Origin of the sequence: Glutamicibacter sp. TV12E (assembly GCF_052441935.1) — a bacterium.
In the GTDB taxonomy this organism is placed as follows: Bacteria; Actinomycetota; Actinomycetes; order Actinomycetales; family Micrococcaceae; genus Glutamicibacter.
This window is the reverse complement of sequence record NZ_JBQVVF010000001.1, coordinates 3,150,024-3,162,668: the sequence shown is the minus strand read 5'-3', so window position 1 is coordinate 3,162,668 and position 12,645 is coordinate 3,150,024. Positions and strand designations below refer to the sequence as shown.

11 protein-coding genes and 1 pseudogene are annotated in these 12,645 nt (G+C 59.1%); 3 read left to right on the top strand and 9 right to left on the bottom strand.

Features of this window, described 5'->3' with window-relative positions; all coding sequences use genetic code 11:
• Positions 1-27 precede the first annotated feature (27 nt).
• Entirely contained in the window at positions 28-1,386 is a 1,359-nt protein-coding gene (locus ACT7DV_RS15080) for a DUF349 domain-containing protein (protein WP_444663763.1), read from the top strand.
• 105 nt (positions 1,387-1,491) lie between these two features.
• Complete coding sequence (locus tag ACT7DV_RS15075) at positions 1,492-2,070, top strand: hypothetical protein (RefSeq protein WP_444663761.1); 579 nt, start codon at positions 1,492-1,494, stop codon at positions 2,068-2,070.
• 22 nt (positions 2,071-2,092) lie between these two features.
• Here the strand turns inward: ACT7DV_RS15075 and ACT7DV_RS15070 are convergent, their stop codons facing one another.
• The 9 genes from ACT7DV_RS15070 to pdxT all read right to left on the bottom strand — a co-directional run bounded on the left by ACT7DV_RS15070 (position 2,093) and on the right by pdxT (position 11,706).
• The gene (locus ACT7DV_RS15070) at positions 2,093-4,360 is read right to left on the bottom strand and encodes a RelA/SpoT family protein (protein ID WP_060701683.1); all 2,268 of its coding nucleotides are present in this window, start codon (positions 4,358-4,360) and stop codon (positions 2,093-2,095) included.
• 235 nt (positions 4,361-4,595) lie between these two features.
• The gene (gene secF, locus ACT7DV_RS15065) at positions 4,596-5,564 is read right to left on the bottom strand and encodes a protein translocase subunit SecF (RefSeq protein WP_444663759.1); all 969 of its coding nucleotides are present in this window, start codon (positions 5,562-5,564) and stop codon (positions 4,596-4,598) included.
• Positions 5,557-7,290 carry a protein translocase subunit SecD gene (secD, locus tag ACT7DV_RS15060; RefSeq protein ID WP_444663757.1) on the bottom strand — a complete coding sequence of 578 codons (1,734 nt, stop codon included), beginning with the start codon at positions 7,288-7,290 and terminating at the stop codon, positions 5,557-5,559. The genes secF and secD overlap by 8 nt, the downstream gene beginning before the upstream one ends.
• Positions 7,291-7,349: 59 nt before the next feature.
• Positions 7,350-7,757, bottom strand: coding sequence for a preprotein translocase subunit YajC (gene yajC, locus ACT7DV_RS15055; RefSeq protein ID WP_444663755.1), 408 nt, complete (start codon positions 7,755-7,757; stop codon positions 7,350-7,352).
• A 187-nt stretch (positions 7,758-7,944) separates the two neighbouring features.
• The gene (gene ruvB / locus ACT7DV_RS15050) at positions 7,945-8,994 is read right to left on the bottom strand and encodes a Holliday junction branch migration DNA helicase RuvB (protein ID WP_060701687.1); all 1,050 of its coding nucleotides are present in this window, start codon (positions 8,992-8,994) and stop codon (positions 7,945-7,947) included.
• 24 nt (positions 8,995-9,018) lie between these two features.
• Positions 9,019-9,636 carry a Holliday junction branch migration protein RuvA gene (gene ruvA, locus ACT7DV_RS15045; RefSeq protein WP_060701688.1) on the bottom strand — a complete coding sequence of 206 codons (618 nt, stop codon included), beginning with the start codon at positions 9,634-9,636 and terminating at the stop codon, positions 9,019-9,021.
• Between the two features lie 92 nt (positions 9,637-9,728).
• The gene (ruvC, locus tag ACT7DV_RS15040; RefSeq protein WP_060701689.1) at positions 9,729-10,328 is read right to left on the bottom strand and encodes a crossover junction endodeoxyribonuclease RuvC; all 600 of its coding nucleotides are present in this window, start codon (positions 10,326-10,328) and stop codon (positions 9,729-9,731) included.
• Positions 10,329-10,332: 4 nt separating this feature from the next.
• Positions 10,333-11,091: a YebC/PmpR family DNA-binding transcriptional regulator gene (locus ACT7DV_RS15035; RefSeq protein WP_444663752.1), complete on the bottom strand. Its 759-nt coding sequence runs from the start codon at positions 11,089-11,091 to the stop codon at positions 10,333-10,335.
• Between the two features lie 3 nt (positions 11,092-11,094).
• Positions 11,095-11,706 (bottom strand): pyridoxal 5'-phosphate synthase glutaminase subunit PdxT, encoded by a 612-nt coding sequence (gene pdxT, locus ACT7DV_RS15030; RefSeq protein WP_084793194.1) that lies wholly within the window; start codon positions 11,704-11,706, stop codon positions 11,095-11,097.
• 287 nt (positions 11,707-11,993) lie between these two features.
• Here pdxT and ACT7DV_RS15025 point away from each other — a divergent pair.
• Positions 11,994-12,632, top strand: a pseudogene (locus ACT7DV_RS15025) (DUF6226 family protein).
• Positions 12,633-12,645: the final 13 nt, after the last annotated feature.

Below are 12,645 nucleotides of genomic sequence, written 5' to 3'. Positions count from 1 at the left end.
TGCTCGTAAAGTGAAAGAGTTTCAGCGGTGACCACCAGTCAGCAATCCGACGACAGCCAGAAGACCCCTTTGCCGCAGGCGCAGAAGCCTGCTGCAAAACCGGTTGTAGCGCCCAGCGTCGCACACACCACTCCCCTCGACGAAGCGGCTAAATTCGCCCGCATCACCGAGGACGGCCACGTCTTCGTGATCATCGATGGCGCCGAGTTCCCAGTGGGCCAGTACCCAGATGCCACGCAGGAAGAAGCCTTGGGCTACTTTGTGCGCAAATATGACGATGCGCTCTCGCAGCTGATGCTCCTTGAACAGCGTGTTGTCGCCAAGGCTCCGGCCGGCGAATTGGGCAAGGCGGTTCAGGCCCTGTCGGCGACCGTCGCAGAGCGCCACATGGTTGGCGACATCCCCGCCCTTGAATCGCGCCTGGAAAATGCCCGTGTTGCTGTGGAGAACCTCGCCGCAGAACAGCGCAAGGCCCACGATGCCGCCCGTGCCGAGCAGCTGGCCACGCGCGAATCCATCGTTGCCCAGGCCGAAGCCATGGCCGAGAAGCGTCCAGAGCAGATTCAGTGGAAGACCGCTTCGGCGTCCATGAATGAGCTGTTCGAGCAGTGGAAGGCCTCCCAGCGTTCTTCGGTTCGCTTGCCACGAGCCACCGAAGACGCTTTGTGGAAGCGATTCCGTGCCGCACGCACCACTTTTGATCGCCATCGCCGTGCCTACTTCTCGCAGCTTGATTCGACCAACGCCTCGGCCAAGGCTGTGAAGGAAGAATTGATCGCGCGCGCGGAAGCCCTGCAGAGCTCCACGGACTGGGCTGCCACCGCCGCCGAGTACCGCAAGCTCATGGACGAGTGGAAGAAGTCGCGCCGTGCCTCGCGCAAGGATGACGACCAGCTCTGGGGCCGTTTCCGCGCTGCCCAGGATGTCTTCTTCCAGGCTCGTGCCGCCGAGAACGCCAAGATCGATGAAGAGTACGCCCAAAATCTTGTGGCGAAGGAAGCTCTGCTCGTGGAAGCTCGTGCGCTGTTGCCAATCAAGGATCTGGCCACCGCCAAAGCCAAGCTGGATTCCATCCGCGAACGCTGGGAAGCTGCTGGCAAGGTGCCGCGCAACGACCTGCAGCGCGTCGAATCAGCACTTCGCCAGGTTGAAGATGCTGTCAAGGGCGCCGAAGATGAGCAGTGGCGCCGGTCCAACCCGGAGACCAAGGCGCGTTCCAATTCGATGCTCAGCCAGCTGCAGGACACGATTTCTGCACTGGAAGAGGATCTGGCCAAGGCCCAGGCCAAAGGCAACGCAAAGCAGATCGCAGCGGCCCAGGAAGCACTGGATGCACGCCGCATGTGGCTGAACACCCTGGAAAAATCGGCAGCCGACTTCCAGTAAGTAATCCACAGATCGTCAGCACACGCTCAACGCGGCGGCGCTTGCTGGTTCAGTAGCCACATGGAATCTAGAAATTGCCAGGCTATCGGGCCACGCGCCGCCGCGTTGCGCATTCCAGAAGACCTCTGGATCGCAGGCCAGATGTTCAGCCGAAATGAGTTGCAGGCGATGGCCTCGAACGGTTTGCTCCGTGAGGTGCTCGGTGATTGTTTTCTTCCCAGCCAGATTCAAATCACTGCCTCGCTACGCGCGCAGGTTGCTGCTTTTGCCTGCGGGCGGGAGCTGAATTCCAATGCCGTGCTGGCGCGTCAAACGGCCGCCTGGATTCATGGGTTGCTGCCCGAAGTCTTTACGCTGTGCATTTATACGCGCAATTACCATCGGCCTTTTGCACCCGGCTTCGGGTTGAATGCCCAATTCATGCAGGCCATAGTTCCCGATACGCAAATGGTCTTCCGTAGCCGGGTCAAGGTAACTTCCGCCTTGCGCAGCGTATGCGACTGCGCCCAGTTCGACCCATTGCCAATAGCCAGTCGAGTTCTGGGCAACGCAATTTCCCTGGATGATCCCTATTTGAATCTTGAGTCGATCCGGGAATGCCTTATTGCTTGTGAAAAGTCCCCAGAAAGATCACGCGCCCTGCGCCTAGTCGATTCCTTTGACGACATCGCGCAGGCCGCGTGATTTATTAGAGGCAGTTGCGTTTCTAGCGGCGTGAGCCAGCAGTGGTGCGGTACACGTCGTATACGCCATCGATCCGGCGCACTTGGTTCAGTACGTGGCTCAAGAACTTCGGATCGCCCATTTCGAAGGAGAAACGGGACAAAGCCACGCGGTCCCTGCTGGTTTGAACCGTGGCCGAGAGGATATTCAAGTGGCTCTCGGACAAAATTCGGGTCACATCGGAGAGCAGCGATTTGCGGTCGAGCGCTTCCACCTGGATCTCCACGAGGAACACGCCGTGGTGCTTAGCTGCCCAAGTGACGTTGACCAGCCGATCTGGCTGGTTTGACAACTGCGTCAAGTTCAAGCAATCCGAGCGGTGCACGGAGACGCCCGCGCCACGAGTCACAAAGCCCTGGATCTCGTCTGGTGGAACTGGGGTACAGCAACGAGCCAGTTTCACCAGTACGTCGCCGACGCCCTCAACAATCACGCCGGCGTCGTTGCCCGTTGTGGGGCTCGGAGCGTTTGGGCGGACTACCGCTTCCTCATCGACTTGTTCGGCCTCAGGAGGGCCAATGAGGGCCGTCAGATGCTCAATGACGTTCTGCGCACTGGTATGCCCGTCGCCAACAGACTGATACAGCGCCGAGATGTCCGTGTGGTGCAGCTCGTTGGCAACCGCGGTCAGCAGGTCGTGAGTCATCAATTTCTGCAGGGGCAGGTGGTTGCGCCGCAGCTCCTTGGTCAGAAGCTCCTTGCCCTTTTCGATGGCTTCTTCACGGCGTTCCTTGGAGAAGTATCCACGGATCTTCGCTTTGGCACGTGGTGATTTGACGAAGTTCTGCCAGTCTTGGGATGGACCGGCGCCTTCTGCCTTCGAAGTGAAAACCTCTACTACGTCGCCCTGTTTGAGTTCGGTATGCAGCGGCACGAGCTTGCCGTTGACCCGGCTGCCGATCGTCCGATGGCCAACGTCGGTGTGGATCGAGTAGGCGAAGTCCACCGGAGTTGCACCCACTGGCAGCGACATGATGTCGCCCTTGGGCGTGAAGACATACACCTCGGCGGAGCTGATCGTATAGCGCAGCCCGTCGAGGAATTCCTCGGAGTCGGTGGTATCTGCCTGCCATTCCATCAAGGACCGCAGCCAGTCCATATTCTGTTCCGGAGACAGCATGGAGTTCGCGTTTTGGCCATGCTTGTATTGGAAGTGCGCAGCCACGCCGTACTCGGCACGCACGTGCATGTCGTGGGTGCGGATCTGAATTTCTACCGGCTTGCCTTCCGGCCCCATCACCGTGGTGTGCAGCGACTGGTAGAGGTTCAGCTTCGGGATGGCGATGTAATCCTTGAAGCGGTTGGGCAGCGGATTCCACTCTGCGTGGACGACGCCCAGTGCCCCATAGCAATCCTTGACGGTGTCGACCAGGATGCGAACACCCATCAAGTCATGGATGTCGTCAAAGTCCTTTCCTCGGACAATCATCTTCTGGTAAATCGAGTAATAGTGCTTTGGACGCCCGGATACGGTGGCATGGATATCGACATTGCCCAGGTCGCCAGAGAGCGTCTGGCGAATTGAGGAGAGGTACTTTTCTCGCTCGGGGGTGCGATCCCCCACCATGCGGACGATCTCTTGGTAGACCTTAGGGTGAAGGGCCGCGAAGGAAAGATCTTCAAGTTCCCATTTCACGGTGTTCATGCCGAGGCGATGTGCCAAGGGTGCGAAAATTTCCAGCGTCTCCTTGGCTTTGCGCGAAGAAGACTCAGGCGAAACGTAGCGCCAGGTACGGGCATTGTGCAGGCGGTCGGCAAGCTTGATCAACAGGACGCGGATGTCGCGAGACATGGCGACAACCATCTTGCGCACGGTTTCAGCCGGTGCCGCTTCACCGTAGGTGACCTTGTCGAGTTTCGTCACGCCATCAACGAGCATGGCAATTTCTTCCGAAAATTCCTTCTTGACCGATTCAAGAGAGTATTCGGTGTCTTCGACCGTGTCGTGCAGGAGCGCGGCAGCGAGAATTGCGCCGGTCATTCCCATCTCGGCCAAAATTGTAGCAACGGCTACGGGGTGGGTGATGTACGGGTCACCGCTTTTGCGTTTCTGGCCATCATGGTATTTTTCGGCTACCTCATAGGCGTGCACGAGCAGGTCGAGGTCAGCACGGGGATGCTTCGACTTTACTGTGCGAAGCAGCGGCTCAAGTGTCGGCGACGTGCTCGGGGTACTGCCGCGTCCGGCAAACCGCACTAAACGGGAAATTGAGCGCCGTTTCGAATTGTTCAGGTTTGACGTATTCGCCATGCCCCGCTCCTTCCCCATTGCCACCTGACGCCGCTGGCCTGTGCGAGCTAGCGTGGCGACATCCGGTGGTAGTTTCCGGCCGCGGTTACGTCCACGACCTTGCACCAAAAAAACACGTTGTTTAGTTCATTTGTTATAGCACGTTCGGCCGGTGACAACTAATTACACCGCTTCACGCCATTGTGAAAAAGCGCCTCCAGCGAATGCTGGAGGCGCTTCTTCTGACCGGGTGCGATTAGGCGACGGCCATTTTCTTCGAGTGCTCAACGACATCCGAATCGTTGCGGCGCAGCCATTGGTACAGCGGCGCTTGAACGAACAGGGTGGACAACGCCGAGATGATAATGCCGACGAACAAGGCCAAGGAAAGATCCTTGAGCGTACCTGCACCGAGCATGTAGGAACCGATGAAGAGAATCGATGCCACGGGCAGTACGGCCACCACTGAGGTATTGATTGAACGGACCAAGGTCTGGTTCACCGCGAGGTTCACCAACTGCTCAAAGGTCCGCTTGGACTGCTTGGTGAAGTCCTTCGTATTTTCACGAACCTTGTCGAAAACCACGACGGTGTCGTAGAGCGAATAACTCAGAATCGTCAGGAAGCCGATAATGGCACTTGGCGTAATCTCGAATCCGGTGACCGAATAGATGCCGGCGGTCACGAAGATCACGACCAGCAGGCCTACGATGGCGGCCAGCGACATTTTCCACGTGCGGAAGTATGCGGCCATCAAGAGTCCAACAAGGACCACGAAAGCGAACAGGCCAAGCAGCGCCTGGCGAGAAACGTCCTGCCCCCAGGTTGGGCCGATGAAGTTGCTGGTCACTTCGTCACTGGATACCCCGTAGTCCTCAGCCAAAGATGCTGCGATTGCCAGAGTTTCGTCATCGCTCAGACGCTCGGTCTCAACACGCATGGTGTTCGGTGCAATATTCGTGACCGTGGCCTCGGCGCCCGATGCAACCGAGGTAACTGCGTTTTCACCGATTTTGATATCGGTGTTCTGGACATCCGAGACGGTGAATTCCGAGCCACCACGGAAGTCGATGCCGAGATTGAACCCGCCCTTGACTACAGGGACAAGGATCGACAGGATCACCATTGCGCCTGCGATGGCGAACCAAAGCCGGTGCTTGGAGGTGAACGGGTAGGAACGCTTGCCGGTGTAGAGCTCGTTGCCCCAAGTCACTAGCTTATTCATTGTTCTCCTCCTGAGCCTTCGACGATGCATTCCCAGGCCGGATCGCTTGGGCTGCCTCTTCGCGGCGGCGCTCAGCAATAGTCATGCGCTTGGCTGCTTCGCCTGAAGCCTTGGCATTTTTCTTGCCGCGGTTCGCCTCCGCATTCTCGCCGAATCGGCGAACTTGGCCGGCGCCCTTGTACAGCGGTTCAACGCCCAAGAGCGACGGATCAAGGCCGGACAGGCGGTGGCCATCGGCGAAGAACTTGGTCCGGGCCAGCAGCACCAGCGTTGGGTGCGTCAGGCCATAGACCACGACAAGGTCGATGATTGCAGTCAAGCCCAGGGTGAAGGCGAAGCCTCGCACGTTGCCGACGGCGACGATGTAGAGCACCACTGCGGCCAGCACGTTCACGGCTTTGGAAGCCAGGATAGTGCGCTTGGCTCGGCCCCAGCCAATGTCGACGGCACTGGCCAACGGACGGCCTTCGCGCAACTCGTCACGTACGCGTTCGAAGTAGACGATGAACGAATCGGCGATCAAGCCGATCGCGACAATCAGGCCCGCGACACCGGCCAGCGACAGCCGGTAGTTCATTCCCCATCCAAGCAGGACCAGGGACAGGTAGGTGAGCACACCGGAGACCAGCAAGGAAGCGATGGTCACCAGGCCCAGTGCGCGGTACTGGAACAGCGAGTAGATGAATACGAGCACCAGGCCGATGATGCCTGCGATCAAACCGGCAGTCAGCTGGTCGGCACCAAGAGTCGCAGAGACCTGGCGCTCAGACTGGATGTCGAAGCTGATCGGCAAGGCGCCGTATTTCAGCTGCTCGGCCAACGCTTGTGAAGTTTCCTGGGTGAAGCCACCGGAGATCTGCGGGCGCCCGTCGGAAATCACGGCATTGGTCGTAGGGGCCGAGATGATCTGCCCGTCAAGGACGATCGCGAACTGATTCTGTGCACCCTGGAGCGCAATCAGGCGCTGGGTGGTGTCAGCAAAGGTCTTGGTGCCCTGCTGGTTGAATTCAATGACAACAACCCACTCGCCAGTGACGGAACCGTTGACTCCGCGGGCCAGCTGTGCGTAAGCGTCGGAGATCTGGTCGCCAGGGATTTCCTGGGGGCCAAGAATGTACTTGACTCCCACGCTCTCATCACAAGAAATCATGGGCTTTGCGGGATCAGCGTCTTCACTGCTCTTCTTGTCTTCTTCATTGGTGCAGTCGAAGGCTTCGAATTTCTGGTAAAGATCTGCGGTCACCCAATTGGTGTCCGAAGCGTTTTTAGGTTCACCGTTTGGCTTGGGAAGATCAGCCTTGGCGGTGCGCTGGTCCTTCGGCGTCGCTTGATAGCTGCCGGAGACGAGTACCGGACGGAATTCCATGGCTGCTGAAGCCTGGATCAGTTCACGGGTTGCCTGGTCGGGTGTACCCGGCATGGATACGACAACGTTGCGACCGGACTGTGTGGTGATTTCCGATTCCGAAACACCGGAGCCGTCCACACGCTGGCGGATAATTTCCACCGCCTGGTCCAGCTGCTCTTGGTTGATTTCCTGATCGCCCTGAACCCGTGGGGCCAGGATCATCTCGGTGCCGCCTTCAAGGTCGAGGGCCAGCTTTGGTCCCCACCCGGTTTTACCGTTCGCTGCACCAGCCACCAGCACGCCGGTTGCGATGATGAAGACGATCAGCAACCACAGCAACGCCTTGCGCGCCTGCTTAACAGGTCTGATTGATGACATCTAATGTGCTTTCTCGTGTTGGTGGCTGTAGCTTCGGGCCACCGCTTGCTACCCGGAAATTAGGAGTTGCGCTCGTCCTTGCCCTCGTCGTTCAAGCGACGCAGGGACTCTTCTGGGGTTTCAGCAACATCGCTGGTTTCTGCTGGCTGCTGCGTTGCGGCGGCAGCTGGCTCGTTATCCAGGAAGGTGGAAATGGCCTGGCGGTGCAGGGTCAGCACAACGCCGTTGGCGACCTCGACCTGTACGCGATCCTCTGCGTCAATGCCCACGACAGTGCCGAAGATGCCCGAGTTGGTCATCACCTTCGCGTCTGGCACGGTGTTGTTCTTCAGCTTCTCCTGCTGAGCGGACTGCTTCTTGCGGCCACGGAACATCATGAAGATCAACACTGCAAACAGCGCTACCATCAAGATGAGCGAAGGGTTGAAGCCGCCGCTGGCGGCCTGGGCGATTACGAGGGAATTCACGTATTTACCTGCTAACGAATTGTTGCGATTTGATCAAAAGTTCTAGGTTGCCGGGTCGCCCAAGGTCGGGCATTAACGGCAAAGACGCCCTACCGGACCCGTAAACGGGCAGAGGTCGGGCGTCTTTAGTCTAATGGCATACGGTCAACCGGCAGACCATTTACGCGGGCAGTGAAGTATTGCTTGCCTAATCCTCATCGGATTCATAGCTTTGGGCGCTGGCAAAGATGGCGTCCTTGGGCATGGCCAGTCCCAAATGCTCCCAAGCGCCTGGCATCGCGATGCGGCCGCGTGGGGTGCGCCCCATCAAGCCTTCGCGAACCAAGTAGGGTTCAGCTACGGTCTCCACGGTTTCCGTTTCTTCGCCGACCGCAATGGCCAGGGTGGATAGGCCTACTGGTCCCCCGCCAAACTTGGTGCACAATGCTTCCAATACGCCGCGGTCCAATCGGTCCAGCCCACGCGCATCGACTTCATACATGTCCAGTGCTGCCGAGGCCGCCTTATGGTCGATCTCTTCGAGCTTGTGCACTAGCGCCCAGTCGCGCACACGGCGCAGCAGCCGATTGGCAATTCGAGGTGTTCCGCGCGAGCGGCCGGCGATCTCGGTGAAGGCCGCCGAAGTCACGCTCAAATCCAGCATCATCGCTGAGCGGCGCAGTACAAGTTCAAGTTCTTGGACTGCATAGAATTCCAGGTGCCCGGTAAAGCCGAAGCGGTCGCGCAGCGGACCAGGCAACAGGCCAGCACGGGTAGTGGCACCGACCAGTGTGAATGGCGGCAACTCCAATGGGATGGCGGTAGCTCCCGCGCCCTTGCCGACAACAATATCTACACGGAAGTCTTCCATCGCCATGTAGAGCATTTCTTCAGCCGGGCGGGACATTCTGTGGATTTCGTCCAGGAAAAGAACTTCGCCTTCGGTCAGCGAGGAGAGAATGGCCGCGAGGTCCCCCGCATGCTGGATTGCCGGGCCAGAAGAAATGCGCAGGGGCGCGTTCATCTCCGCGGCAATGATCATGGAAAGCGTTGTTTTACCGAGGCCCGGAGGCCCCGATAGCAGCACATGGTCTGCGGTGCGTTCGCGGATCTTGGCAGCCTCGAGGACCAGCGATAGCTGCTGCCTGACGCGTGACTGGCCGACAAAGTCGTCAAGGTTGCGTGGTCGCAAGGCTGCTTCAAGCACCCGTTCCTCGGGCTCGCTCCCGGCGTTGGTCAGCCCGGTGGAATCGTTCATCGTCATGATCCTCTCGAAGCCGGCCTAGACTCGGGTTCCGCTGGACATGCTGCGCAGCGCAGCACGCAAAATTTCGGCGACGTTGCCGCCGGAAACAATTTCCGGTTCGGCCTTGGAGAGCGACTTGAGAGTGCTGGTGGCGTCCTTCTCGCTCCAGCCCAGTCCGGTGAGCGCTTCGATGACCTGGGGCTCCCAGACGCTGAGCGAGCCGGCACCCGCCACCGGTGAGACCGGCGCGCCGGTTGGCACGAGCTTGCCATTGAGTTCCAGCACAATTCGGCTAGCTCCCTTGGGGCCAATGCCGGACACCTTGGTGAAAGCGGCGGTGTCCTTGGTATTAGCCGCAATGCGCACTTCTTCGGGGCTGTGGACTGCGAGAATCGCCAGGCCGGTGCGCGGGCCAATACCCGAGACCGAAATCAAGACTTCAAACACGTCGCGCTCTTCAGCGCTGGCGAATCCGAAAAGGGTCATGGAATCTTCACGGACCACCATGGAAGTGAATACGGTGGCTTCGCGTCCAACATGCAAGGTTGCCAGGGTTCCTGGGGTGGCATTGATCAACATGCCGAAGCCGTTGACGTCAATTACCGCAGTATTCAGGGTCACCGCTTGCACGGCGCCGGTCAATGAGCTGATCATGCCACTCCTTGGGATATATGTTCGATCGAACCCAGTTTATCGAAGATACCTACGAATCGCGACGTGGGCGGCGCAACGGTGGGTCGTGTTGCCTACCGGCGAATAGCTCGGCGCTTGGCCGAGGCTTCGGCGGCGATCCACGCTTGTTGCGCACCAGTGAGCTGGGAGGACCCTGTAGCGCTGGCTGCCGAGGCCGAAGCATTCGACCCTGCAGCTGCTCCGCGCCAGCCGTGGGCGATCGCCAAAGCCACAGCATCTGCTGCGTCGGCTGGCTTGGGAGGCTCGTCGAGACGGCAGATCTTGGCAACCATTTTACCGATCGCCACCTTGGTTGCCTGTCCTGAACCGGTCACCGCGGCCTTCACTTCGGTGGGCGTATGCAGTGCCACGGGGATGCCGCGCCGGGCTGCGGCCGTGATGACGACACCGGTGACCTGAGCCGTGCCAATAACGGTAGACACGTTGGCCGAAGCGAAGACCCGTTCGAGGGCCAGAACATCCGGCTTGTGCTCATCAAGCCACGCGTCGATGGCGTTGGCGATCGTCAAGAGCCGGGCGTCCAAGGGGGTGCCCGGCGGGGTGCCGGCAACGGTGACATCAACCAGCGAAACTTGCCTGTTTGCAGCGACGTCGACCACGGCCAGGCCACAACGGGTCAGTCCGGGGTCGACGCCGACAACGCGAAGGGACAAGCCTTTACTGCTCTTCGTCCAGCGCGGCGCGAACCTCGTCGGACAGATCGGCGTTGGTGTAGACGTTCTGCACGTCGTCCAGCTCTTCCAATGCGTCGAAGAGCTTGAGGAACTTGCGGGCGCCGTCAACGTCCAGCTCTACCTTCATCGAAGGCAGGAATTCCATTTCATCGGATTCGTAGGCGATGTCAGCCTCATCCAATGCGGTGGCCACGGCACGCAGGTCCGATGGGTCCGAAACGATGGCGAAGTTCTCGTCCTCGTCCAGGATCTCGTCAGCACCGGCATCCAGCACGGTCATCAGCAGATCGTCTTCGGTCAGCTCGCCCTTTGGCAAGCGGACAACGCCCTGGCGGTTGAACAAGTACGCGACCGACCCCGGGTCGGCAACGGTGCCGCCGTTGCGGGTGATGCCAACTCGAACCTCGGACGCTGCGCGGTTCTTGTTGTCCGTAAGGCACTCGATCAGCAGAGCCGAGCCCTGCGGGCCACGTGCCTCGTAAATGATTTCGGTGTAGTCAACGACCTCGCCGGTCAGGCCGGCACCGCGCTTGATTGCGCGATCGATGTTGTTGACTGGCACAGAGTTCTTCTTGGCCTTGCTGACGGCAAGTTCCAGTGCCGGGTTGCCCGACATGTCTGCGCCGCCGGCGCGGGCTGCAACTTCGATGCCCTTGATGAATTTTGCGAAGGCTTTGGCGCGCTTGGCGTCAATCGCGGCCTTCTTGTGCTTGGTGGTTGCCCATTTGGAGTGGCCTGACATGCTTTAAGCGTCTCCTCGCGTGAGTTGGATGAAAAATTCGTGGATCGCCGTGCTGCCGGTGACTTCCGGGTGAAAGCTGGTTGCCAACAAATTTCCCTGGCGTACTGCAACAATTCTACCCTGTTCGCCATCGCCTTCGGCTGGAACCGTGCTGATCACTTGCACATCGGCGCCTACTTGCACCGCTTCAGGAGCCCGAATGAATACAGCTTCGAGGTTCTGCCCCAAGAAGCCCAACTGGTATTCGAAGGAGTCCACTTGGCGGCCGAAGGCATTGCGCCGAACCGTCATGTCGATGCCGCCGAAGCTCTGCTGGATGGCACCAGTGCTGGAGACCGCAGGGTTCTCAATTCGGTCCGCCAGCATGATCATTCCCGCGCAGGAGCCGTAGGCCGGCATGCCCTGTGCGATGCGCTGCTTGATTGGCTCTGCCAGTGAATAGTTGCGGGAGAGCCGGTCGATGACCGAGGATTCTCCGCCGGGGATAACCAAAGCGTCGACCTTCGAAAGGTCGTCCGGGGTACGCACAGCGAGCGTTTCTTGTCCCAGTCGCTGCAAGGATGCAAGATGTTCGCGGAAATCTCCTTGGAGGGCGAGGACGCCAATTTTCGGCATGGATGTGACCTTCATAGTTTGCGGGGTTCGAGGCGCACTAGGCGCCGAATCAACGTTAGTACCGGCTGAAGCAGCAGTTGATTTTGTTGCTCGGTGTGTCGTGTTTTCCCCGTTGCGATTTTCAAGTCACACTTCAGCATCAAGCGGCATGAGGACTTTTCCCGGCTGGCTATCTCCACATGGAGCTGAAGACGAGGGCCCCAGGCGCAATCAAGCAGGAAAAAGCGCCGGATCGATTCAATCCGCGGTAGTGGCTAAACAGGTACTCTGAAAATACGGAAAATCCGATGAGAAAGTTGAGCATGCTCCAGGGGTACCAGCGTCCAGAGATAACCCACAATGCCTACACAGATGACGGTGGCGCACCTATTGGCTATGGGCAACGATGGGACGACGCACCACCAGCGGAGAGCTACTCGGTTACAGCGCATCCGCAGCGCTTCTCTCCTGTGCAAGTTGTGGCTGAGGCCCTCGTGGAATGGATCTGCGAATTCTACAAGGTGCGGTGTTTCGAAGACCCCGGCCTAGCTGCCCAATTACGGGTACCCAGTGACGAGCTGGTGCGCTCAGTGAGACTGTTTCCGGAAGATTCGCGTTGAGCACCCATGGGCCTGGTTTTCACTAGGTTTCCCGGGGTGCAGCTTCGATTTGGCGCATTATTCCAGGCAGCCATGCCCCACTGCGGTTGCGATGCCTGCGATGAATCTGTCCCGGAACTGCTCGACGAGCTTGAGGCACAAGTGGGAGCGGTTCTCTCCGGCTCTTTTGTTGAAGTCCTGGATCTGGGGAACGGCCGGATAACCCATCAATTCGACGTGGAGGAGTTAGGTTCCTGTCAACAAACGACAGGACTCGACGATATTTCTCCCGCGCAGCTTGCATGGGCCCGTGCGATCATTCCCGTGGATGGCGCGTGGGCGCCCTGACCGGCACGCTAGC